19 protein-coding genes are annotated in these 22,745 nt (G+C 42.0%); 10 read left to right on the plus strand and 9 right to left on the minus strand.

What is annotated here, in order from left to right; translation table 11 throughout:
* Nucleotides 1-2: 2 nt before the first annotated feature.
* The 10 genes from proC (at nucleotide 3) to EZV76_RS00675 (ending at nucleotide 12,782) form a co-directional block, all read left to right on the plus strand.
* Nucleotides 3-809, plus strand: coding sequence for a pyrroline-5-carboxylate reductase (gene proC, locus EZV76_RS00630; RefSeq protein ID WP_136564666.1), 807 nt, complete (start codon nucleotides 3-5; stop codon nucleotides 807-809).
* Nucleotides 810-812: 3 nt separating this feature from the next.
* Nucleotides 813-1,583, plus strand: coding sequence for a glutamate 5-kinase (proB, locus tag EZV76_RS00635; RefSeq protein ID WP_136564667.1), 771 nt, complete (start codon nucleotides 813-815; stop codon nucleotides 1,581-1,583).
* Between the two features lie 9 nt (nucleotides 1,584-1,592).
* Nucleotides 1,593-2,792 (plus strand): glutamate-5-semialdehyde dehydrogenase, encoded by a 1,200-nt coding sequence (locus EZV76_RS00640; protein ID WP_136564668.1) that lies wholly within the window; start codon nucleotides 1,593-1,595, stop codon nucleotides 2,790-2,792.
* Nucleotides 2,793-2,939: 147 nt separating this feature from the next.
* A complete protein-coding gene (locus EZV76_RS00645; RefSeq protein ID WP_136564669.1) occupies nucleotides 2,940-3,269 on the plus strand; it encodes a YegP family protein in 330 nt (109 codons plus the stop codon).
* A 731-nt stretch (nucleotides 3,270-4,000) separates the two neighbouring features.
* Nucleotides 4,001-7,588: a T9SS type B sorting domain-containing protein gene (locus tag EZV76_RS00650; RefSeq protein ID WP_136564670.1), complete on the plus strand. Its 3,588-nt coding sequence runs from the start codon at nucleotides 4,001-4,003 to the stop codon at nucleotides 7,586-7,588.
* Nucleotides 7,589-7,596: 8 nt separating this feature from the next.
* On the plus strand, nucleotides 7,597-8,547 hold the full coding sequence (locus EZV76_RS00655; protein ID WP_136565513.1) for a PorP/SprF family type IX secretion system membrane protein: 951 nt from the start codon (nucleotides 7,597-7,599) through the stop codon (nucleotides 8,545-8,547).
* 22 nt (nucleotides 8,548-8,569) lie between these two features.
* Nucleotides 8,570-9,577, plus strand: a complete 1,008-nt coding sequence (locus EZV76_RS00660; RefSeq protein ID WP_136564671.1) for a dienelactone hydrolase family protein — start codon at nucleotides 8,570-8,572, stop codon at nucleotides 9,575-9,577.
* 231 nt (nucleotides 9,578-9,808) lie between these two features.
* Nucleotides 9,809-10,186 (plus strand): hypothetical protein, encoded by a 378-nt coding sequence (locus EZV76_RS00665; RefSeq protein WP_136564672.1) that lies wholly within the window; start codon nucleotides 9,809-9,811, stop codon nucleotides 10,184-10,186.
* A gap of 249 nt (nucleotides 10,187-10,435) precedes the next feature.
* Nucleotides 10,436-11,101 (plus strand): hypothetical protein, encoded by a 666-nt coding sequence (locus tag EZV76_RS00670; RefSeq protein WP_136564673.1) that lies wholly within the window; start codon nucleotides 10,436-10,438, stop codon nucleotides 11,099-11,101.
* 928 nt (nucleotides 11,102-12,029) lie between these two features.
* Nucleotides 12,030-12,782 carry a LytR/AlgR family response regulator transcription factor gene (locus tag EZV76_RS00675; protein ID WP_136564674.1) on the plus strand — a complete coding sequence of 251 codons (753 nt, stop codon included), beginning with the start codon at nucleotides 12,030-12,032 and terminating at the stop codon, nucleotides 12,780-12,782.
* A gap of 7 nt (nucleotides 12,783-12,789) precedes the next feature.
* On the opposite strand, the gene EZV76_RS00680 is transcribed toward EZV76_RS00675, so the two are convergent.
* From EZV76_RS00680 to EZV76_RS00720, 9 genes are all read right to left on the minus strand, one after another.
* The gene (locus EZV76_RS00680) at nucleotides 12,790-13,392 is read right to left on the minus strand and encodes a precorrin-2 dehydrogenase/sirohydrochlorin ferrochelatase family protein (RefSeq protein ID WP_136564675.1); all 603 of its coding nucleotides are present in this window, start codon (nucleotides 13,390-13,392) and stop codon (nucleotides 12,790-12,792) included.
* A gap of 51 nt (nucleotides 13,393-13,443) precedes the next feature.
* Nucleotides 13,444-14,277 (minus strand): GIN domain-containing protein, encoded by an 834-nt coding sequence (locus tag EZV76_RS00685; RefSeq protein ID WP_161594376.1) that lies wholly within the window; start codon nucleotides 14,275-14,277, stop codon nucleotides 13,444-13,446.
* Between the two features lie 39 nt (nucleotides 14,278-14,316).
* Nucleotides 14,317-14,499 carry a hypothetical protein gene (locus EZV76_RS00690; RefSeq protein WP_136564677.1) on the minus strand — a complete coding sequence of 61 codons (183 nt, stop codon included), beginning with the start codon at nucleotides 14,497-14,499 and terminating at the stop codon, nucleotides 14,317-14,319.
* Nucleotides 14,489-15,145: a hypothetical protein gene (locus EZV76_RS00695; protein WP_136564678.1), complete on the minus strand. Its 657-nt coding sequence runs from the start codon at nucleotides 15,143-15,145 to the stop codon at nucleotides 14,489-14,491. The genes EZV76_RS00690 and EZV76_RS00695 overlap by 11 nt, the downstream gene beginning before the upstream one ends.
* Before the next feature lie 76 nt (nucleotides 15,146-15,221).
* Complete coding sequence (locus EZV76_RS00700) at nucleotides 15,222-16,310, minus strand: hypothetical protein (protein WP_136564679.1); 1,089 nt, start codon at nucleotides 16,308-16,310, stop codon at nucleotides 15,222-15,224.
* Nucleotides 16,291-16,836 carry a hypothetical protein gene (locus tag EZV76_RS00705; protein WP_136564680.1) on the minus strand — a complete coding sequence of 182 codons (546 nt, stop codon included), beginning with the start codon at nucleotides 16,834-16,836 and terminating at the stop codon, nucleotides 16,291-16,293. The genes EZV76_RS00700 and EZV76_RS00705 overlap by 20 nt, the downstream gene beginning before the upstream one ends.
* Nucleotides 16,833-17,372 carry an RNA polymerase sigma factor gene (locus EZV76_RS00710; RefSeq protein ID WP_236640822.1) on the minus strand — a complete coding sequence of 180 codons (540 nt, stop codon included), beginning with the start codon at nucleotides 17,370-17,372 and terminating at the stop codon, nucleotides 16,833-16,835. Before EZV76_RS00710 ends, EZV76_RS00705 begins: the two co-directional genes overlap by 4 nt.
* A 164-nt stretch (nucleotides 17,373-17,536) precedes the next feature.
* The gene (locus EZV76_RS00715; RefSeq protein WP_136564681.1) at nucleotides 17,537-18,466 is read right to left on the minus strand and encodes a PorP/SprF family type IX secretion system membrane protein; all 930 of its coding nucleotides are present in this window, start codon (nucleotides 18,464-18,466) and stop codon (nucleotides 17,537-17,539) included.
* A 36-nt stretch (nucleotides 18,467-18,502) separates the two neighbouring features.
* Nucleotides 18,503-22,606: a T9SS type B sorting domain-containing protein gene (locus EZV76_RS00720; protein ID WP_161594377.1), complete on the minus strand. Its 4,104-nt coding sequence runs from the start codon at nucleotides 22,604-22,606 to the stop codon at nucleotides 18,503-18,505.
* Nucleotides 22,607-22,745: the final 139 nt, after the last annotated feature.

Genomic DNA, 22,745 nt, shown 5'->3' on the forward strand with positions numbered 1-22,745 from the left:
CAATGAAAGTATTGGTTATTGGCGCAGGTAACATGGGACTTACCTACGCCACAGGTATGTCCAAGTCCAAGCTATTGAAAAAGCGCAACATCATGGTGTTGGACAAATCAAAGGAAAAAATGGAAGAGGTCGATAAAATCGCCCATTTTGATGCCATAGATCGTTTGGAGGACTGTGTTCCCCAAGCAGATATCATCTTTTTGGCCGTCAAACCCTTCCATGCCGAAGAACTATTTGAACGTATGAAAAAATTGGTGAACCCAGAACAACTGTTTATTTCCATAATGGCCGGGGTCACCATCAGCTTTATCCAAGAATCGCTCGGTATTAAAAAAGTGGTACGGGCCATGCCCAATTTGCCCGCTCAGGTGGGTAAGGGTTTGACCAGCTATGTTTCTTCCGACGAAGTTTCCCGTCTGGAACTTTTTATGGTGGAAGGACTGTTGGACACCACTGGAAAATCCCTCCGCGTAAAAAATGAAAAATTTATTGATGCCTCTACAGGCATTTCGGGGAGTGGTCCCGCATATGTTTTTTACTTTATGCAAAGTATGATGGAGGCCGCCCTACAAATGGGCTTTTCCGAAAATGTTTCCAAAGTATTGGTGAGCCAAACTTTTACTGGGGCCGTGGAACTGTTCAACCAGAACAACCTTAATCCAGACACTTGGATGGAAAGAGTGGCCTCCAAAGGAGGAACTACCAGGGCCGCCTTGGACTCCATGGAAGATAACAATGTAAATGAATTGATAAAAGAAGCGGCCTTTGCCGCCTTTAACCGCGCCGTGGAACTCGGCGAAGAATATTAAACCATGTATAAAGAACTCGTGGTCATTAAGGTAGGAACCAATGTAATGACCAACAAGGACAATAGAATTGTAAGACCTGTACTCAATAGTTTGGTGCAACAGATCGCCGAACTCTACGAACGCGACATCATGACCATTTTGGTCTCCTCTGGCTCCGTAATCGCGGGAAAAGAGGTATTGGGAAAATCCAAAATAAAGGACAAGACCCAACGCAGACAGGTTTATTCTGCGATAGGACAACCCAGAATGATGCGGCATTACTACAACATTTTCAGTGATTATGGGATGAAATGTGCCCAAGTACTCCCCACAAAACGGGATTTTAACCCCGGGGTACACCGGGACAATATGATCAATTGCATAGAAGGTCTTTTGTCCGAAGGTGTAGTGCCCATTGCCAATGAAGACGACGCCGTTTCGGTAGCCATGTCCATGTTTTCGGACAATGATGAATTGGCCACGTTGATTGCCCAATTGATGAATGCAGACAAGCTGATCCTCATGACCGACATTGATGGCTTGTACAACGGACATCCTGAAAAGGAGGATTCCGAGGTCATCCAAAAAGTCGCACCCAAAGAAGATCTGGACAAGTATATTGAAGAGGGCAACAAAGCCGAAGGTGAAGGCCGTGGCGGAATGGGCTCTAAATTGAACTTTGCTCAAATAGCGGCGGCCAACAACATTCCATCCTATATTGTGAACGGGAAGAAAGAGAACATCATTATAGACATTGTTGAAGGAAAAAAAGTGGGGACCAAAGTTTCCCTTTAAAAAACGACTATGAAATTATTGAACACAGACATAAAGAATAAAGTATTGGCAGACATGGAGCGTATCCTGGACAAAAACCGGGAAGAGCTCCTCCAAGCCAACCAAAAAGATTTGGATGCCTTTGATCGGGACGATCAAGCCCTCTATGACCGTTTGGTGGTAGATCAGAAAAAGGTAGATCAAATGATTCAGGCCGTAAAGGAAGTGCGGTTGCAATCGGACCCTGTAAATCAGGAAATATCTACCCGACATTTGGACAATGGATTAAAAATCATCAACAAAACGGCTCCGTTCGGGACCATCATGATCATTTATGAATCCCGTCCGGATGTAACGGTGGAAGCTGCGGTACTGGCTTTTAAGGCCAATAACAAAATATTGTTGAAAGGCGGTAAAGAAGCCTATCACAGTAACAAAGCACTGGTAAAGTTCTGGCATCAGGCCTTGACGGAGAACAATCTCCCTTCCAATTTCATCCAGTTCTTGGAAATGGACCGTACCCAGACCCAAGAATTTTTGAAAACCCCGGACCAAGACCTAGATCTGATTGTCCCACGTGGTGGTGAACGATTGATCGCTTTTGTGAAAGAACATGCCAAATGTGCCGTTCTGGTCAGTGGTCGAGGGAACAATTTCCTCTATGTACACCCGGAAGCGGATTGGGAAAAAAGCTTGGAGGTCATCATCAATGCCAAGACCCATAAGATTTCGGCCTGTAATGCCTTGGACAAAATACTGATCGATACAAGGATTGAAGGTTATGAAGATAAGCTCAAAGAGTTAAGACAACTATTGACTGACAAAGGCGTATCGATTTTGGTCGATAAAAAGGTGAAAACCATCTTATCTGAAGAGAATGTCATTACTGACCCATCGGTTTGGGAAGAGGAGTTCTTGGCCATGAAATGTGTGATTGGGGCCGTGGACAATTTGGATGAGGCCATTGAAAAGATCAATACCCATTCCGGAGGGCACTCAGCCAGCATCATGACCGAAAACAATGCCGTGGCCCAGACCTTCATGGAAAATGTGGATTGCGCGGCGGTATATCAAAATGCTTCCACCCGTTTCACGGATGGTGGACAGATGGGTGTGGGTGCAGAGCTCGCCATCAGTACCGATAAATTGCACCATCGGGGGCCCTTGGGACTAAAACAATTGGTAACCAACAAATACTATGTATTTGGGGATGGGCAAATACGTGTGTAACCTATCTTTTGCTGTTCCGTACTGGCATTGATCGGTTCAAGTATTGTGCAAAAGGCCATTATCTGTTAGCTTAATGGTAATTTTACACCTATTTATTGGTCATTTTTTAAGAAAATATCTAGATTTAAGACACAAAATATATTCAGTATGGGAAAATTTGAAATCAAAACAGATAAATCTGGTCAGTTCAGGTTTAATTTAAAGGCCAACAATGGCCAAGTGATCTTAAGCAGTGAAGCGTATACCACCAAAGCCGCCTGCGAGAACGGAATTGAATCTGTCCGAAAAAATTCTCAAGACGATGGCAGGTTCGACAGAAAGACTGCCAAGGACGGCAGCCCTTACTTTAATCTGAAGGCTTCCAACGGTCAGGTAATCGGTAACAGTGAAATGTATTCCAGCACTTCTGCCATGGAAAATGGGATTGCTTCCGTAAAAACCAATGCTCCAAGTGCATCAGTCGATGACAATTCATGATTCTTGGAAACATCCAATTTTGGAAATAAATATAGCAGCCCTTTTAAGGGCTGTTTTTTTTTTGACATACTTCTTTTTTTTTACCCCATAAATTTTATTCCCATCAATTGAACTACCCCATTCGTTGGATCAAACAGGGCATCCATAAATTGGGAGGTCTTTGAAAAAACATAACGCACTATGTTTGTCGTGCAAGTAAGCGTTAAGCCAATTGAAAAGCAAGATCAATTTTAACGCATGCACATATAGCAATGCACTTTTCAGGACCAAAGGTCACAAAAGTGTTTAGTTTAGTTGAGGTTTCCGTTACGCCAAGGAATTTATTAAAATTCCTTGGTTGTAATGGTTTTTAAAGCCTCCTCTTTTTTAAAATTAAAGAGTTCTTTAAACTGAACTCAAATTTAAATAGAACACCAACAACCAAAACAACTATTGGGTCCATAATTCAACTGAGAATGTAAGGTTTGGTTATCTCATTTCTTTTGGACATATCAATAGTAAAGCCGTCAGTTCTCTTGACGGCTTTTTTTCGCCCTCGATAAAATGTTCTCAAAAAACTCTAATTATCAGGATTGTCGATAATTTTCATCAATTCATTTAGCCCTTTCGTCAATTCTAAACACCCATTGGTTAATTGACCTCCCTCTATAAACAGGAAAGCACTTTATTTTATAGTACCAAATCCATTTCTTGATTTTAACCCAACAAGAAACATCATAAACCTACTTGTTATGACAAAACTTTTACTACACTCAGCCCTCTCAAGGACAGCGGCAAAAAAATTGTCATTCCCAGATCTTACTAAAAAGGCATCTCAATATGCCTTAATTCTATGGATGGTCTTTTTGGCCACTCCAATATGCGGCCAACATGTAGACACATGGTTCACTGCAGACAGAGCCGTAAATATTTCACCCACTCCTGTGGGTCAATTTCATTTATTTACTCCTTTACCTCCTGCAGATGGGACTTCGGTGACCACTTGGTACGATTTTATAGATGGTAGTTCGCAAGATGCTATTCAGCACCCAACACCCCTACTCTATCCTCTTGCATATCCTGATGGATTTGGGCATTTTCAAACGGATGGTGTAACTCCTTTTGGTTCTCCCGCTTTCCTTGATCCTGTAGGGCCAATTCCTGGAGTTCCTATCCTCCGCAGAAATGACATGAACTTTAATCCATCCATTGAATTTGATGGTAGTGGAGTTGGCAATGCTTTGCACTTTCGTTCCGAATCAAGGGAAGAAATTACTGTTTTCATAGTCTTCAAAGCCCGTGGAATGGGAAACACTGCAGAAAGTCAACGCCTATTGTTTGGTGGTGACATAGACACTCACCATAGTTCCACTACCAACCTTTCTATTGGTATTTCTGATGGCAATAGATTTTCCATTGGAAGAACTTGGACCACATGGAGCGATTTTGAGAGTGGCAGTATTGATCTTCAGGGATTGCCCACTATTGGGGTTCTGGTAAGACAAGTAGATACTAATATAATATTGGAGGATGAAGTGCTGAACACTCAAGTCAATGGTTTACCTGACATTAGCATCATGAAAAACCATCCTGGTATAGAAAGGGACCTATACCTATTCAATAAACTGGGAAAACATTTCAACAGTAACGACTCCAATCGAAACCTCACAGGAAACATTGCCGAAATCTTATTGGCTGATGGTCCGTTGGACACCAACTCCATTCAAAGGGTGGAAAGCTATTTGGCTATTAAATATGGTATCACTCTAAATAATATCGGTGGACAACTAGGCAGTATGGTTGGAAACCAAGGTTATACCTATTTGGCGGCTGATGGAACTCCCATTTGGCAACCAGACCCTACATATTTATATGACATCGCCGGTCTGGGAAGAGATCGCTATGATGACTTTGAATCAGGTCTTCCCAATGATATTGGCGATTTAAAACTTAGATACAACCTACACCAGCGTATTGCCAAAAGTGAAAATATCGAAGCAATCGTAACCATGTCCACCAATAGCGATTTCATAAATGATAATTTGGACACATCCAGGCCAATAATAGACAATACAACTGCCAATAGTGTCTCAACCACCACCACATCTGTCCTTCACAATTATCTCTTATGGGGAAATGACCATGGTGACATCAACCAAACCGCAATTGAACTTCCTGCCAACTATAGTACAAGAATGGGCAGGGAATGGAAAATTCAAAAAACAGTATCCCCTGGTGGTGTGGATTCTATCAATGGTGTAAGTGTACGCATAGATCTCTCAAGTTCGAATATTTTGAACAATGGGAATTGTGGCGATTTAGTTCTTATAATTGATACCGATGGTGATGGTAATTTTCTTACAGGAACACAAACCGAAATCGCTGCAACCAGCGTAGATGGTTCACAGAATGCTTACTTCGACAATATAGATTTTGAACATCAAGATGTTTTCACCATTGCCTTTAGGGACAATACACCTCCCACAGCAAGCAATCCTTCGACCATAACAGTTTGCGACTCTACTCCTATACCAGACCCAAGCGTAGTCACTGATGAAGCAGACAACTGCGCGGTGGATACCGTCACCCATATTGGTGATATTTCAGATGGTCTAATCAATCCGGAAACCATAACCCGTATTTATAGAATAACGGACATCTATAACAACTATCTAGATGTTCAACAAACTATTTATGTATACGTCACACCTAATATAAATGATATTCCCGACCAAGAAGCATGCGACTCTTATCAACTTCCACCCATAACGGGAAGCAACCTTACAGGCAACGAAGCCTACTACGATTTACCCGGAGGACCGTTGGGCGGCGGCAACATATATACTGAAGGAGATGTCATCAATTCAAATTTAACCTTATACATATATGACGAAATAGGAGGAGTTTCAGGAGCTTGTTATGATGAAGAAAGCTTCACTATTACTATCGCACCACAGCCCGATGCCGGGACAGACGCCAACATCAACATCTGTGAGGRCACCGTACTGACCGATGCGGACCTTTTCGCACAGCTCGGGGGAACACCCGACGCAGGGGGCGCATGGAGCCCCGCATTCGCAGGCCCGGGCGTCTACACCTATACCGTGGCCGCAACCGCGCCCTGCACCACCGACGCAACGGCAACCGTGAGCGTCACAGAACAACCACAGCCCGATGCACCTTTGGATGTCGAGAGCTGTGACGCCTACATCCTACCCGCCCTGGCCAACGGCAACTATTTCGATGCACCGGGCGGGGGAGGCAATGCCCTCTCCGCGGGCGACGTGATCACCACCACGACCACACTCTACGTCTTCAGCCCCGGCAACGGGTCCTGCACCGACATGGAGAACTCCTTTGAGGTGGACATCACTGGATTTGAGATATCCACCAATATAGAGAATGAGACTTGTTGGCAAAGCCAAGATGGTATCGTACATGTAAATGTTTTCAATACAAATCTGCCTCTTACCGTTCAATTGGATTCAATGCCATCCACAATCTTTAACCAGAATGCTTTTTCCTTTGATAATCTAGCTGCTGGAAACCATACGTTGACCGTGATAGACCAAAATGGTTGTCAATCTGAAGTCAACTTTGAAATCTTGGCTGGTGGGCCCAATCTTGATGCATCCATAGAACCCATCTATTTATGTGATTCCGGATTGCCTTCCAATACTATTGCGGTCACACTGTCCGACCCATCCATCGGCAATGCTGTTCTCTACGCCCTGGATTCTACAAGCCCCAATGATTTTATCATGACTCCTAATTTTGGGAATATTGCTCCAGGTAACCACTCACTATCTATATTGCATACCAATGGTTGTCTTCAGGAAATTCCTTTTAACATAGGCCAAGTAGAACCATTAAGCCTGTCGTTGGCCAATATTAATGTAAATGAGATAACGGCAACTGCCATCGGAGGGTTTCCTCCATACACCTATTATTTTGAAGATAATCCCGGAACCCCTTCCCATACCTTCTCAATAGATCGGAGTGGAACTTTTATAGTTAGGGTTATGGACCGTAATGGCTGTGAAACTTCGGAGACCATTACCCTAAATCTTATTGAAATTTCGATCCCAAATTTCTTCACGCCAAACAATGATGGGCAGAATGATTATTGGAGACCAAGAAACATGGAGTGGTTCCCAGGTGTACAGACTTACATCTTTGATCGTTACGGAAGAAAAATCAAAATTATAGGGGCTTTTGACTATGGATGGGATGGCCAATATGAGTCCAAGCCTATGCCTTCGGGCGACTACTGGTATATCGTTAAACTAAACGACGGATCAGGGCGTGAGTTTGTAGGTCACTTTACATTATACAGATAAATTAGATGATGAGGAAAATTGCTGGATTATTATTGTTGATTACTCTGTTCATGGGGAGTGGAAACGCACAAGAGTTAACTATTCCCCAATTGTCGCAATATTTATCGGACAACCCCTTTTTAATGTCGGCCTCTTATGCCGGTATTGGCAACTTCGTAAAGGTTAGAATGAACGGTCTTACGCAATGGGTAGGCGTTAAAGATGCTCCTGACACCCAATCCCTTTCAGCAGATGTCCGCTTAGGAAACAGGTCGGGCATTGGAATGGTACTATACAATGATTCCAACGGGGAGACCAAACAGCGTGGAGGTAAAATTTCTTTTGCGCATCATTTGACCTTCAACAAGTATGAGTCTCATTACTTTTCATTTGCCATGTCCTTTAATCTTAACCAATTCAGGATAGATATTGAGAATTTTAAAAACAATGACGATCAAGCTGTGATAGATGATCGCGCATCCAGCAACCCTAATTTTGATTTAGGCACCTTGTACCGAAAGGGTAGTTTTTATTTAAGCTTGAACGTTGCCAATATTCTAAACAAAGATTTCAAAAAATTCAATCCCATCTTTGAGCCAAACACTCTAAGAAACTACTACCTCTATTCTGGTTATACCTATAGAAAAAGTAAACGATCGGACTACGAAATTGAGCCTTCTGTATTTCTTCAATATTTTGAAAATGACAATCGGTCGGTGACCGATGTAAACCTTAGGGTAAAAAAATATGATTTTCTTGATTATTACTACGTTGGGCTGACATATCGTTTTTTGAACGACCAATTTGGCTCTCCACTCTATGTTGCACCAATAATGGGACTCAAGAAGGGGGATTTTTATTTTGGGTATTCCTATCAACTCATCATGAATGAAATATTGGGGTATTCCACTGGAACCCATGTACTGACCCTAGGCATTGATTTGTTCCAAGGTATTTCCAATTGCACATGTACTTATTAACCACTATTAATACTATTTGTTTATGAAGTCACTTCCCAAATCATTCAAACTACTTAACCTCCCAATATTTTTTAGCTGTATTTTGTTTTTCTCATCGTGTAATAATGACGATGGTGTTTTTGATTCCGAAATACGGGAAATTGTTGTTGATTCGTCTATAGAAGATACTATTGTTTATGTCCCGGTACATAATGTAAAGGTTCCTGTGTATCTCTCCTTTCCACATGGCTGCACTGACAACTCCCCTTTACCTGCTGTTGTGGTGCTACATGGTTCTGGTGGGATGTGGAAAGATGACGACCCAGATGGCAGGGTCATGAGCAGTCAATTCCGTGAATGGAAGGAGTTGCTTAACAACAACTGCATTGTTGGAGCTTTCGTGGATAGTTTTTCGGGACGGGGCGCTGTCGAAAAATCCGGAAAATGGGAAACACCGCCAGAAAATTTTAAAATCAGTTCCCAATTTATTAGATCAAGAGATGCCAATGCGGTCTTAACACAACTCAAAAAACTTAAGCTCGAAGATGGGAATTCCATGATCAGCCCCGCTAACATAGCCCTACTTGGATTTTCCGATGGTGGAACATCGGTGATATCAACACTCTATGACACCAACTCCACCCCTCTTGACTGGGAGTGGACGCAAAGTTTTAATGGTAAGGAATATGATACTTCTTCTGGGGTAATGCCTCCAGAACCAAAACCCCAACAAGGGTTTTCTGGTGGGGTGTTCTATTATGGAGGGTCTGGCGGGTACAATTACTGGGGATCCAGTACATGCAATTCCAATGCCCTTGAAAAAAATATTTACCAAAATTATGCCCCCATCTTATTTCAAATACCTGTTGATGATTCTCTATCCGAAGGCAGCATCTGTTTGGCAAACTTATTGGCAGAGAAAGGACGCCCTGTGGAACTGAACATTTATAACGGAGTTGGCCATGGATTTGATACTGATGACAATAGTCAGAGCAAAATAGCAAGGGACAAGACCATTGATTGGCTTAGAAAAATATTGCATATGGATTAATCCAATAGAATTCCCTAGCATTCTTGCATTGTGTCCGTTCTTCAACCTCCTCCCACAATGCTCATCAAACCAAAATGTTGAACACCTTCAATTAACCACCTGCAAAAAATTGAAACAAGCGATCACTAAAAAATAAAGAATGGTCTATACAGAACCATTAAAAGTGTACAAAAATCAAAACTATTAAAGACCAAATCCCAAATCAGAACACCGAAACAAAATTTAACCGAAATGAAAGAAAATTTTCTTGAAAAATGGATTCTAGACCTTGTGAAAACAGAGTATGAACACGGAAAAATCCCTAAACAAGCAACCTATAAGCTTAAGGAACGAATGGACAACTTTATTGAGGTGACCATTGAGTGGATAGATGAGCAAAACGACAGTTACAAGATTGTGTACCATGCAAGGTCTTATGGCAAAAGAACGCTAAGAGAAAGTCCAGAATTGATCAAAGATTCGATATTTGAGCTCGAAAATTACTATACCCTTGAAATACATACCTATGTAAACCACATTAAAAGGAATTACAGCACCCAAAAAATTGCCAATTATGATGTTATGAAAATTGTTGGTCAATTGGAGGAAGTAAAGGGCAAGGAAAACTGAGAGGGAATAAAGTAAAGAGATTATTCCATACCTACGGATTGCTGGTGGCCTGTTAAATGTTCTATTACAGCTTTAGCTTAAAACATCGATGTATTTCATCGGTAAAAAATGCATTTCATCAGACTGTTCTCATTCGTCAATTCAGAAGGGGCATCCATATATTAGGGGTAAAGTGATTGAAACCTTATTTGTTACTTAGAGTATGTTTTGAGAAAGTTCCCAAATTTTTTAAATAAAAAACATACACCTATGCAACTGTTTACCATAATCTGGACCCTAGTCTGCGCTGCAATAATAATTGGATATCCGCTATACCTTTTTAACAGGCCTTCGTCATTAGCCAATTTTAGTAAAGAAAATACATCAGGGCTTTTCAATACTGTTGAGTTATTATCTTTTGATGTTACCAAGCAGTTGCCTGGATGGTCCTTTACTCTGGACGTTCCACAAATTACCGAGGAAGTTCTTAGTAACAATCCCATTCTTTTCTATCTGGAGTCCAAGGATACCTGTCTTAAGCTCCCATTCAATAATGCAGATATGGGTTATACCGCCAATGTTTATAAAAATATAGGCAAGGTCTATGTAACCTTTAAATCTCTGAATGATGGAGTTTCCAATTTCTATGTTCCGTATAACCACCTAAGTAAGGTTAAAATTCTCATTATCAAATCCAAAGACCAAAGAATTAACGGGGATTGGGGGGCAAAACCTGAGAAATCCCCGATTCATAGAAGGCTTAGGAGAGCGGGTATCAACTGGAATAGTTATGAGGACATACTTGGCTATTTCAGTAATATCGCAGTGATAGACTTTAAAGGTCATTTTGTTTCCCAAGCACCAAAAAGAACAGGATTAAAGACCAAGTCTTCAATTTTACAATCCAATAAGAACAGACTCTATTATACTGGGTAGACATGTTCAACTAAATTTTTAGTGTTCATTATTATATGTTCAAATGGGATTTCTGAATTTGTGAAATCCCATTTTTCCAACCTATTGTCAATTTACAACTACAAACATTATTGCTTTCATAAATTCAAACGTACAATCCATGAACTCAAAACGTACTTACGTCAAGTCAACACAAGAAAATATAAACAAGGCAAGTAGATTTACCCTAAACAAATAAAATAAAGAAACTGGGCCGCACGTAGACATAAAACTCTAATCTTCAGTTCTGGCGATGAAGGTTGTGTGGCCCAACGGATTTAAAAATAATAGATTCTAAACACTGTTCATTGAACCAATAAAATGAGCTCACCATTAGTAGTTCCTTTAAAAAGTGCTAAAAGCAAGTATGGGGTTATGCTGCGCAACAGCGATATAGAGGAAAGAAAGTGGTGAGTTTTTTTTATTGAAAAAGAGCAATCAAAATTGATTATAGATGCTAACAACCTTGCTTTAATCTTTAGCAACGTTACCATACGAATGAACAGATGGAAAATCATACCTTGACAAACTAGCCCACACCACCCATCTTAGCATATTACCAGCCTACTTTTTCTTGGACGATGTTCATAAATTCATTAGAAATTAGAGAAGCTCTATAAAACAAATTACAGCTTATTCTAAACAAAATGTTTTAAAAAAATTCTGTGAAGCACTAATACACCCAATCAAAGACAAAAATTATTCATACCTTAAATCCATTGGGGACGATTTAAGGCATAATAACATTAAGCTGTTTAGGAAAAGATTCAGAACGAACCTGTTCCCAATATCGGCAATATACAAAAAATATTAATATTCCTTAAAAATTGAAGGAAAATACATCAAAAAATATACAGGACTAACAAAAATCATATTATAAAATTAGACAACCACAAAATTAGCCAGTCAAATGACCTTAAAAGTAGTAATCATTGAAGATGAAAAACATAGTAGGGAGACCTTAAAATCCATGCTTGAAGAGTTCTGCAAAGATGTTAAAGTTATCGCGACAGCCAGTTCCGTTTCCGAGGGAGTAAAAGTGCTTTCAATTTATAGTCCGGATGTTGTATTTCTAGACATAGAACTACAATCTGGTTTGGGATTTGACGTACTCACACAAATAAAAGATCCAACGTTTGAAGTCATCTTTACCACCGCATTTGAAAAATACGCCATTAAAGCCATTAAATTTAGTTCCCTTGACTATTTGTTAAAGCCCATTGACCTTAGTGAGCTTCAAGACGCCGTTGAAAAGGCAAGGAACAGGATGGACACCAATGTTTACCGCCAACAAATAGATACTCTAATGCAGAGTTTGGCCAAAGAAAACCACAAACAAGAAAAAATTTGCCTGGCCACTACTGCCGGTATGGAGTTCATTGCCATTGAAGATATTGTGATTTGCAAGGCGGATGGATCATACACTTCATTCGTCCTAAAAAACAAAAACACTCTCATGGTCAGCAAACACCTGAAAGAATATGAGAATCTTTTGGGGGACTACCAGTTTATGAGGGTTCACAACAGTTACGTTATTAATCTCAATGAAGTAAAGAAATATGTAAAATCGGATGGCGGGTATATCATTATGAGCAACGATATGCATGTTAGCATATCTCCAAGGAAAAAGGATGAGCTCATGGAAGCCATGAAACGGCTTTAGAAAAAACCTATTTTTTAGTTTGTCCTTTGTTGGGCTCGCCATCCAACAATCCCTTGGTAAACTCGTTCAGGGTCTCCACTTTTTCCTCAAAATTGCCCTTTAAGGTCTTACGGTATTCATTAAGGTTCTTGACCAAGTCGTCTATGTTATCCGGAATTACATCTTCAAAAAATTGACGCAACCGCTTGGCTGTGGTCGGTGATTTTCCATTGGTGGAAATGGCCACTTTTACATTTCCCTTGGTAACGATACCTCCCATATAAAAATCACAATAAGGTGGATTATCGGCCACATTCACCAAAATGCTTCGCTCCCGACAGTCATGATACACTTGCTCGTTCACTCCCACTTTGTCTGTACAGGCCACCACCATATGCTTGCCATTCAAAAAGCTCTGATCATATAGTGCCATGGTAATCTCTACCTTATGCCTATTGGCCAATTCCAAGGTCTCAGGCAAAAATTTTGGAGCCACCATCTGTACATTGGCATTGGGGCTGGACTTTAATAGGAAAGTCAATTTTTCCAAACCCACATTGCCCCCTCCCACAATGAGTATATTCAAGTGGGAGGCCTTTAAAAAAATGGGGTATAGCTCGTTCTGTTCCATCACATATCCTTAAAAATCCCTTCAAGGGAAACCAAGGATATAAAGATAGGGCTATTTCTTGATGACTCTTCCATCACTGGACAACACTTGCCGGATAATCTCCGCATCTCCCTTGTAATATAACCGACTATCTGAGTTGGCCGTAACATCAATGGTGCCGGTAACCGTTAAGAAGGCATCACTGTCCGATGTGAGGTCTATTCGCAAATCCTGTACTTCAAGTCCATAATCCTTCAACTCACTATCCGACGACATAATGGCATCCAGGCTCTCAATGGTTCCGATCATATCCACTTCGGCATCTGAAGCAAGTCTGATTTTGGCATCTTTTATATTGGACTCGCCTTGCAGTCTGGAACTTGATGAAAGATCCAGATACGCATCCTCCACATCGAGATACATCTCGGCCTCACTGTCCGAAGCCATATGGAGTTCCAAGTCATCTGCCGTGATATCCCCTTCAAAATAAGCATCGGAACTCAGTTCAATGGAAACATTATTGGTGTTAATTGGACTTTCCATAAAGATGGCCGCATCTGCCGAAGCCTTGAACTTGGAAATGTTCTTGGTAGTCACATAAAGTTCCATGGTCTCCTTTCCCCTAACCCGAACATTGTTCTCCAGTTTAACCACTAGTTTACTCCCTTCCATATAAGCATCTATCCTTCTGAACAGATTATCATTGGCCTTAATGGAAACCTTTTCCTCCGTGTCCGAAAAAGTAACGTAGGCCCTAAAATCAGATGATACTTGTAGTGCCCTTATGTTGTCAAAGTCATATTCGCGGGTGGATACCTCCTCCGAAACCCATATGCTTTCCTGGACACAAGATGTCACTGTAAAACCCAAAAATAGGGCAATAGCAATCCTTTGAATTGATTTCATACCATTCATTTTTTGATGTGATTAGATTAAGAAAAACTGTTATGAGCCGAGTTCCCGTTCCAATTTTAATACGGGCATCCAATAAAAGTTTATGGCGGACCACTCGTTCATTTCAAGGTTTTGGGCGCTTCTCAAGAACACGGTTCCATTTTGTGAGAACACGTGTCTGGCCACTACTGCCTGACGCAATGATTGTCTGTTATTTTTTGATTTACTGGCCATTGCGCAGGTGTTTTTTATACCGATTACGTCCCATATTAAAAACGCCGACTTTGAGCCCTATCCCTCCGGAAAATCCATTGATGTTACGAAGGGGGCTGGCATCCAATTCCAGCTTGCTGGAAAAACGATATTTGACCCCCGCTTCCAATTGCAGGTATCTGGAAATATTGAACAAAAGGCTTACCCCTGGTTCGGCCACAAAAATGGCATCGATATCATCTTCGTCAATATCGCCAATACGGTCGTCAAAATCGTTCCCAAGATAGCCTACTCCCCCGGCCCCAATAAGCAAGGGGAAAGAAAGGTTCACCACCGACTTGCTAAAAAGTATGGGCTCCAAGTGAAGTCCTCCGTATGCTCCTATCAAATCTTCATTGATGGTTCTGGGATTGTCCTGTTCAGAGTACAAAAAGTTTCCAACAAATCCCACTTCAAATTGTCGGTTGGCCACATAGGCCACCTTAAGTCCACCCAAATAGGTAGATTTACCCTTAATCTCGCCATAATAGGTGGTAAGACCCAAGTACACCCCGTGCACCACATTCTTGCGGTCGTTGAATTCAATGTAGTCTACTTCCTCTTGGGCTTGTCCCATGGCCATACATCCGAAAAGAAGTATGGGAAGTATTGGTTTCAGTCGTATCATGTTTCGTTTTTTGGTTTTCGTTTTAAAGACATTCAAATTTTTAAAGGGTTGCATCCTCAGCAACTTTTATGTTGCATCAATCGGTAAGGACGATTACTCCTTTGATTCCATTGATGGTGAATTTTCCCTTGGTCCCGTTGCCATAGCTTGCCGTGATATCGCGGATCTTGCTTCCTTCATTGGTCACATTGGTCTTAATGTTTGTAAAGGTCTTGGGCACCCGCAGCAGGCCTTGCTCCAAGGTCGCGCCAAAGTCAAAGACCATTCCTGAAACGTTCATATTGATCTCGGAGGATTCCTGTACAATATTGATGTCCGCATCGGGCTTAGACACTTTTTTGATGTCTACATCCGCTATTCTTAGTGTGAGGAACATGCCATTTGTTACATCGGCAATGTCAACATTTGAAAATTTAAAATCCCCCCGAAGACTGCCCACCATCGCCAATTCTACCTCATCTTTACTGGAATAGAGTTCCAAATCTGCCACTTGGTCCAAAGTTATCTCACTTCCACTACTTAAGATTTTCAACTTTTGGGCATGTTCAATGTCAATGGAACCATTATCCATTTTAATATTTCCGTACCCCATGTTCCGGGCATTGAATTTCCCAAAGCGTATATCCGCCTTGGCCGTTGATATATCGCTATTGATCCAGATATCCCCATGCTGGAGATCCGTTTCCAAATCCCCTTCCCATGCCTCTATGATAATGTCTCCAAACTTATTGTTGATATTGAGCTCCGCATTGATGGGCAGGAATACTTCATAATCTATCTGCACATTGGATTTATCAAAATCGAACGGATTGGCCTTGCTAAAATATTTGGCAAAAAGATTGGCATCACGATCCTTTATTTCAGAAATGAATTGGATGAAATTTCCAGCTTGGATTGCTTTGGGCTGAATCCGTTCCAGTAGTTTTTCCGCGCTCTCATCCTTCCTGTGGTTCACTTGAATGGAAACGGACACCTTGACTTGGTCCCTGCCCCATCCGTTGATAACCACATTCCCATACTTATTTTCAATATGCACCTTGCCCGTAGGGGATAGGTCATAGGTCTTGTTCCATTGCTTGCTGTGTTCGCTTTGTGCGAGGGTGGCAACGGTCCAGAAAGACACCAGCAGTGCCGTAATCATGGTTTTATAGTGTATATCCCTCATAATCCATTTCTTTTTTTGAAGCGTTAATCTGTTTCAACAAATTCTCTATCAACTCAATACGCTTTTTATAGTTGTTCACAATAGCTTCGAGTACCCGTTCATTGTCCAGATTGTCCCGCATTTCCAATTTTAGTTGCATATATTCCTCGTCCAGCTCATCCATGAAGGATAAAAACTCTTCTTTGTCCATAGCAGAAAGTTTTGGGTTTTCCTGTATCAACAATACCTGTTGATGGACTAGATGCTGATAATGCATATCTATTTCCAAAAGTTCCTCACTGGCATATCCCTCCATATTTTGGCCTGGGGCATTCATCGTTACAAATGCCGTGAGCGAAAGTCCCACCAGCAACACAATGGAAGCCGCCACCTTAAACCCTCTCGATTTCCAAAGTGGGATGACCTTGGGTTCTGCTTTCTCTTCCAATTGGGAGGCAATGCCTTTCCAAAGCTTGTCCCTGTCCACCTTGTGAACATCAAAAGCCTCTTTATTTTCCCTAATACGTTTTTCAAAATTGTCCATCATAACTCCTTTACAATTTGAATTAGTTTCTTTTTAGCACGGTGGTATTGCGACTTTGATGTAGAGGTGGTAATCTGCAAAATTTCTCCAATCTCAACATGGTCATACCCTTCAATCAGATATAAGGTGATGATTTGTCTGTATCCCTCTGGCAATTGGGCCAGACCGGTTTTTATCTTTTCCATTTCAAAATCATCATCTTCTATTTTTTCGTCTTCTTCTACCGGCTCCCCTTCATTTTCCATGGAAGCGAACAGTAACCGTTTTGCCTTTAGGTGATTGATGCTCCTATTGATCACAATTCGTTTGAGCCATGCCCCGAAAGTGCTTTCAAACCGAAACGTGTCCAATTTTTTAAACGCCTCCACAAAGCTTTCCTGCAAGACATCCTCGGCATCTTCCCGAATGGTCAGTAACCGCATGGCAACATTGAACATGGCATCCACATACAATCCATACAACTGGTATTGTGCGTTCTGGTTTCCTTGTTTGCTCTGCTCCACCAAAGTTTGGTGCGTAAGACGTACGTTTGCTTCCAAAAATCCTGGACGATTATTCAATGACGCTAAAAATAATTCTATTTCATTCTATCCCAATGACAAATCAAAAATGAAATGGTTGCACGTTTTTATTTTTTTTCGAAAAAAAAAGCCTTCAACGTAAATTGAAGGCATGCTGCATGAGGTTAGGTTCTATGTTTGGTTTATTGTGTGGAAACGCGTCCTTGGGACCCGTCCGTCTTTTTCAGTTCTTTAAATTGGTATCGTAGGAACAATTCGTGGCTTCCTCCTGTATATCCCCCCAAATTGGAAGATGTTAGATCGTAAGCATAACCTGCATTAAGATTAGGGGTAATTTGAAGCCCCAATAAGGCAGAAAAGGAATCGTCCCATCTATATGCAGCACCAAAGGTGAAAGTTTCCCTGATGATGGCATTGGCCGAAACATCCAAAATAATCGGTGCCCCCGGGACCCACTTAATAAAAAAGGATGGTCGAAGCACCACCTCGGGGGTCACATCGAACATCTTTCCTCCAATAAAATAGTAATGGAGTCGCTCGGCTGCAATTTCCTGTTCTTCCCCATCATAATGCTTTTGCGAAAAGAAATTGGGCACGGCAAAGCCCAAATAACTATCCTTGGTCTGATAATATAGTCCCGCCCCAATGGTCGGGAAAAATTTGCTTTTGATATTGTTTTGAAAGGCTACATCGGGATTCTCGGTCAATCCTTTGGAGAAATCCACATCAAAAAGTCGTCCGCCAACCTTTAGTCCAAAGGACAATTTTCGATTGGTGCTGTCCAATTGAATGGTATAAGACACATTGCCATCCACAAAAATCTCTGAGGAAGGCCCCAATGCATCGTGGGCCAAAATACCGCCCACGCCCAATTTGTTTTCCAAAGGGGCATCCACGGCCAATACCTGTGTATTTGGCGCTCCGTTGATACCCACCCATTGGGAACGATGCAACAACAAGGCCGTAAGGTACCCTTGTGACCCCGCATAGGCAGGGTTTACACTCATAGTGTTGTACATGTATTGGGTAAATTGAGGGTCTTGTTGTGCCGAAACCGACAAACATCCCCATGCCAGGAACATAATGCCAATATGTTTAACCCTTTTTCTCATTTGCCGTATATGCTTTCCTACCCCCTTGCCCATTACCTATCTGTTTATGTATAGCCAATCTGTTTGTGGCTCGGAGCCATCACCCAAGTCCAAAATATAATAGTAGGTCCCAACGGGCAACTGGTCTTCTTTTTGTACAATGGCCCTTCCATTGGGTGTACCGTCCCAATCATTATTGTAGCTTCGTTTTTGATAGACAATATTCCCCCAACGGTTGTATACTTGGAGTTCGTTTTGGGGATATCTGGAGATGCAATCAATTTTAAAAAAGTCATTGACCCCATCTCCATTGGGTGAAAATTCGTTGTAGACCACCAAACAGGTAGGACTTACGAATGCTTCGTCCGTATCATTGTCTCCATTGATATCAATTTGGTCCACAAAAGCCAAAGCTGCCTGGTTTAGATAGTCTTCAATATCCAAAACTTCCACCGTGAGCTCAAGCTGGGCCGTTTCGCCAACTTCCAAAACATCCAACTCCCAAAAACCTGAGGTTTCATCAAACACACCCAATGATGATGAACTGGTCACCAATCTATATCCTTGCGGAAGCTGATCTTCCACACCAATGTTAGTGGCTGGTACAGTACCCAAATTGGTCAGTGTAATGGTAAAAACCACCTCATCACCAACATTTACCGAAGTATTGTCCACTTCTTTTGTCAAGGCCAAATCTGTGGTCTGTGGCACCACAAAGGTACTGGCTTCATCATCATCTTCAACTCCATCCGAAAAATCATCCACTAAAATTCCTTGTGCGGGATTGCTGTCCGGATCGGCAAAGTTGCTCCCTGTGATCTCGGCCACGTTTAAATATTCATCTGCTTCTCCGGTTGGGGCATTGACCCTGGCCAACACTTCCAATGTTTCTGTATTTTGATTGAAAATAGTACGGTTTACGTTCCATAAACCCGTATCTGGATTGTAAACCCCGGCTGTGGTCGTATGGGATTGATATATATAGCCTATCGGCATACGCTCTGATACTATTACTCCTGTAGCATCAGTAGGGCCGTTATTGGTAACGCTGATCGTAAATCGAACCACATCACCCACATTAGGCGTAGGGTTGTCCACAATTTTGACGAGTGACAAATCGGCCAAACCATCAGGCACAGGAACTACACTGGCCTGGTCATCTTCTGAGCTTAGGTTGTTGTTGGGTGTCGAATCAGGGTCATAGGTTTCCAGTGCGATCAACTCCGCAGTATTCCTATAATCCCCATTGGGCAATACCAAGGCGGTTAAGGTCAAGATTTCAGAACTACCGCTGGATATGTTTGGTAAACTCCAAGATCCAGCAATATTATCGTAAGTGCCCGAAGTTGCCACAGCACTGATATAGCTATACCCCGTTGCCAATTGATCTTCAATCACCAAACCTGTGGCATCATTGGGACCTGCATTGTTCACTGTAATGGTAAAAACAATTTCATCCCCAGCAGACGGACTCAAATCATCCGCTGTGTTTGTTATTGAAATATCTGTTACATGCCTAGGTGTTGTAGATTGTACATCTTGGTCATCTTCCGAAGCAACATTGTTACCCGGAGTGGAATCTGTATCCAACTGAATGGCAGCAACCACTTCCGCCCTATTGGTGTAATTTCCGGAAGGATTCACTTCCGCCAAAATGTTCAATGTTGTATTGGCTCCACTCGCTACGCTACCCAAATACCATAAACCGCTAAATGGGTCGTACAGACCACCAGAATCATCAGAAATATAGTTGTATCCAGATGGCAATAGGTCATCCACCACAATTCCGGAAGCATCACTTGGTCCTATATTGGATAGGGTTAGTGTGAATGTAATAGTGCTGGATACATCTGGAAACTCATTGTCCACGGTAAGGCTTAGCTCCAAATCTGCCGCAGGAATCGGGATGGTCCCTGCACTATCCTGATCATTTTCAAAAACATTATCGTTATTGGGTATGGAATTGGGGTCCACATTGTTGGAGGAAAATACTTCGGTCACATTAAAATAATCACCGGAAGCGTTGACCGTTGCCACAATATTCAAAGTCTCGGTGACCCCATTTGGCAATACATTGTTCAATTCCCAAATTCCTGTTGTGGCATTATAGGTTCCTGCGGTTCTACTGTTGGAAACATACGTATAACCCGAAGGGAGTACATCCATTATCTCTACACCGGTTACATCACTTGGACCCAAGTTAGAGATATTGATGTTGAAGATTACCTCTTCACCAACCACTGGACTAAGCTTATCCACCGACTTGCGCAATAGCAAATCGGATATTGCGATAGGAGTTGGTGTTATGGATACTTGATCATCTTCAGCGCCATTGTTGTTTCCCGGGGTCGAATCTACATCCATCTCGGTTAATCCCGTAAGTTCTGCAGTATTGCTGTAATCTCCGCTTGAAAGCACATTGGCCGTTACGGTAAGGGTTTCCGTATTGGAACTGTTTAAACTGCCAACATTCCAGACTCCGTTCACAGCATTATAACTTCCCGAAGAAGGTACTGCACTCACCAAGCCATACCCAGAAGCCAATAGATCGGTGACCACAACGTTAGTGGCATCACTTGGGCCATCATTTTGCACGGTTACCGTAAAAACAATTTGATCGCCCACATTAGGGGTTAGATTATCTGCTGTCTTGGTGATTGACAGGTCTACCAAAGGTTCAGGGATGACTACAACTTCGTCTTGATCGTCTTCCGCTGGAACATTATTGTTGGGTGTTGAATCAGCGTCAAATTGATCATGGTTGGTAACTTCTGCAATGTTGGTATATATTCCAGCGGGGTTTACGCTTGCCATAATGTTTAGGCTTTCCGAAGCCCCATTGGTCAAAGTGCCTACATTCCACAGACCCGAAATAGCATTGTAGCTACCTCCCCCATTATCCGAAATATAAGTGAATCCAGACGGAAGAAGGTCAGTTACCTCTACCGAGGTTGCCGTGTTTGGACCCGCATTGGAAATGGTCAACACAAACATGACATTGTCACTTACCAAGGGAGGGGATTTGCTAATCGTTTTGGTTAAAGAAAGATCTATGACTTCAACAGGGGTCAAGGAAACATCGCCTTGGTCATCTTCTGAAGAAACCCCATTGGCAGGGGTTGAATCCAAATCGTACCCATCCGAAGCAATGACCTGCGAGGTGTTCGTGTAATTTCCACTCGGGTTAACGGTAACATCAATCGTCAAGGTTTCCGATGCGCCATTGGCCAAAGTGCCCACCTGCCAAAATCCTGTGGCCGAACTATAGGTTCCGGCCGTGGCGGTGTACGACACAAAATTAAACCCAGAAAGAAGTTGATCTACCACGATTACATTGGTAGCATCATCTGGACCGTCATTGGTCAAGATTATTTCAAAACTGATCTGCTCACCAACTCCCGGTGCCAAATTATTGCCTACAACGGTTTTTATCAAAGATAAATCCGCTTGTTGTGGCGATGCGGTAAGGGCGTCTTCATCGTCCTCACTCTGATCACCATCATCATTGTTTGGCGTACTGTCCAAATCAATTTGATCACAAAAAGTAATCTGTGCAATATGTTCAAATTCGTTTGAAACTCCAGTAGGAGTTTGTACAGTTGCATTGAATGTAAGCGCCAAAGTATTGGTTCCCTGTGGAACAGTAAGCCCTGACCACACTACCGCCTGCGGCCCAATAAAAAAGGTTCCCCCATTGCTTATCGCAGTAATATTGCCATAGCCCGGAGGTATTAGGTTCTCAACAGCAACCCCTGTGGCATCCACATCTCCCAGATTGCTAAGATTGATTGTAAAATTGACTATATCCCCAACATCGGGGACAGTATTACTAGCCAAAGTTTCCACTTCAAGATCAACACCCAAAAAAGTAACTCCCACAGTATCTGACACTGTTATACAAGTAATATCGGATACCGTCCATTCAAAAATGTAAATCCCGGGTACCATACCAAATACTTGCGTGCCAGGATCGTTGTCATTGGCAAAACTCACCAAAGATGGGCCGGACAATTGTGTCCAAGTTCCCGTACCCAGAACAGGGGATACCGCATTTAAAAAAACTGATGTCGTTTGATTTTCGGTCTGATCTGGTCCAGCATCTGCCACGCACAACTGACCATATCCCATCTGAATTGAGATGAACATAAACAAAACAACCAAGCACTGGTTTTTTTTGTTCCAACAGTATTGAAATATGTTCATAGTTGAGGAAATGAGGTTGAGCTTAGGAGACTAAGCCTACCCAAACATATCAACAAACATTAACAAAACGGAAGTTATGTTGTATTTCACCGATCAT

This window comes from Flagellimonas alvinocaridis (genome assembly GCF_004916895.1).
Lineage (GTDB): Bacteria > Bacteroidota > Bacteroidia > Flavobacteriales > Flavobacteriaceae > Flagellimonas > Flagellimonas alvinocaridis.

What these genes read in the sequence shown, in the direction of transcription:
- EZV76_RS00680 (WP_136564675.1), bottom strand. Translation starts at nt 13,392, where the DNA reads ATGGAACAGAACGAGCTATACCCCATTTTTTTAAAGGCCTCCCACTTG.
- EZV76_RS00685 (WP_161594376.1), bottom strand. Translation starts at nt 14,277, where the DNA reads ATGAAATCAATTCAAAGGATTGCTATTGCCCTATTTTTGGGTTTTACA.
- EZV76_RS00700 (WP_136564679.1), bottom strand. Translation starts at nt 16,310, where the DNA reads ATGAGGGATATACACTATAAAACCATGATTACGGCACTGCTGGTGTCT.
- EZV76_RS00705 (WP_136564680.1), bottom strand. Translation starts at nt 16,836, where the DNA reads ATGATGGACAATTTTGAAAAACGTATTAGGGAAAATAAAGAGGCTTTT.
- EZV76_RS00695 (WP_136564678.1), bottom strand. Translation starts at nt 15,145, where the DNA reads ATGATACGACTGAAACCAATACTTCCCATACTTCTTTTCGGATGTATG.
- EZV76_RS00655 (WP_136565513.1), top strand. Translation starts at nt 7,597, where the DNA reads ATGAGGAAAATTGCTGGATTATTATTGTTGATTACTCTGTTCATGGGG.
- EZV76_RS00715 (WP_136564681.1), bottom strand. Translation starts at nt 18,466, where the DNA reads ATGAGAAAAAGGGTTAAACATATTGGCATTATGTTCCTGGCATGGGGA.
- EZV76_RS00665 (WP_136564672.1), top strand. Translation starts at nt 9,809, where the DNA reads ATGAAAGAAAATTTTCTTGAAAAATGGATTCTAGACCTTGTGAAAACA.
- EZV76_RS00690 (WP_136564677.1), bottom strand. Translation starts at nt 14,499, where the DNA reads ATGGCCAGTAAATCAAAAAATAACAGACAATCATTGCGTCAGGCAGTA.
- EZV76_RS00645 (WP_136564669.1), top strand. Translation starts at nt 2,940, where the DNA reads ATGGGAAAATTTGAAATCAAAACAGATAAATCTGGTCAGTTCAGGTTT.
- EZV76_RS00675 (WP_136564674.1), top strand. Translation starts at nt 12,030, where the DNA reads ATGACCTTAAAAGTAGTAATCATTGAAGATGAAAAACATAGTAGGGAG.
- EZV76_RS00640 (WP_136564668.1), top strand. Translation starts at nt 1,593, where the DNA reads ATGAAATTATTGAACACAGACATAAAGAATAAAGTATTGGCAGACATG.
- proB (WP_136564667.1), top strand. Translation starts at nt 813, where the DNA reads ATGTATAAAGAACTCGTGGTCATTAAGGTAGGAACCAATGTAATGACC.
- EZV76_RS00670 (WP_136564673.1), top strand. Translation starts at nt 10,436, where the DNA reads ATGCAACTGTTTACCATAATCTGGACCCTAGTCTGCGCTGCAATAATA.
- proC (WP_136564666.1), top strand. Translation starts at nt 3, where the DNA reads ATGAAAGTATTGGTTATTGGCGCAGGTAACATGGGACTTACCTACGCC.
- EZV76_RS00660 (WP_136564671.1), top strand. Translation starts at nt 8,570, where the DNA reads ATGAAGTCACTTCCCAAATCATTCAAACTACTTAACCTCCCAATATTT.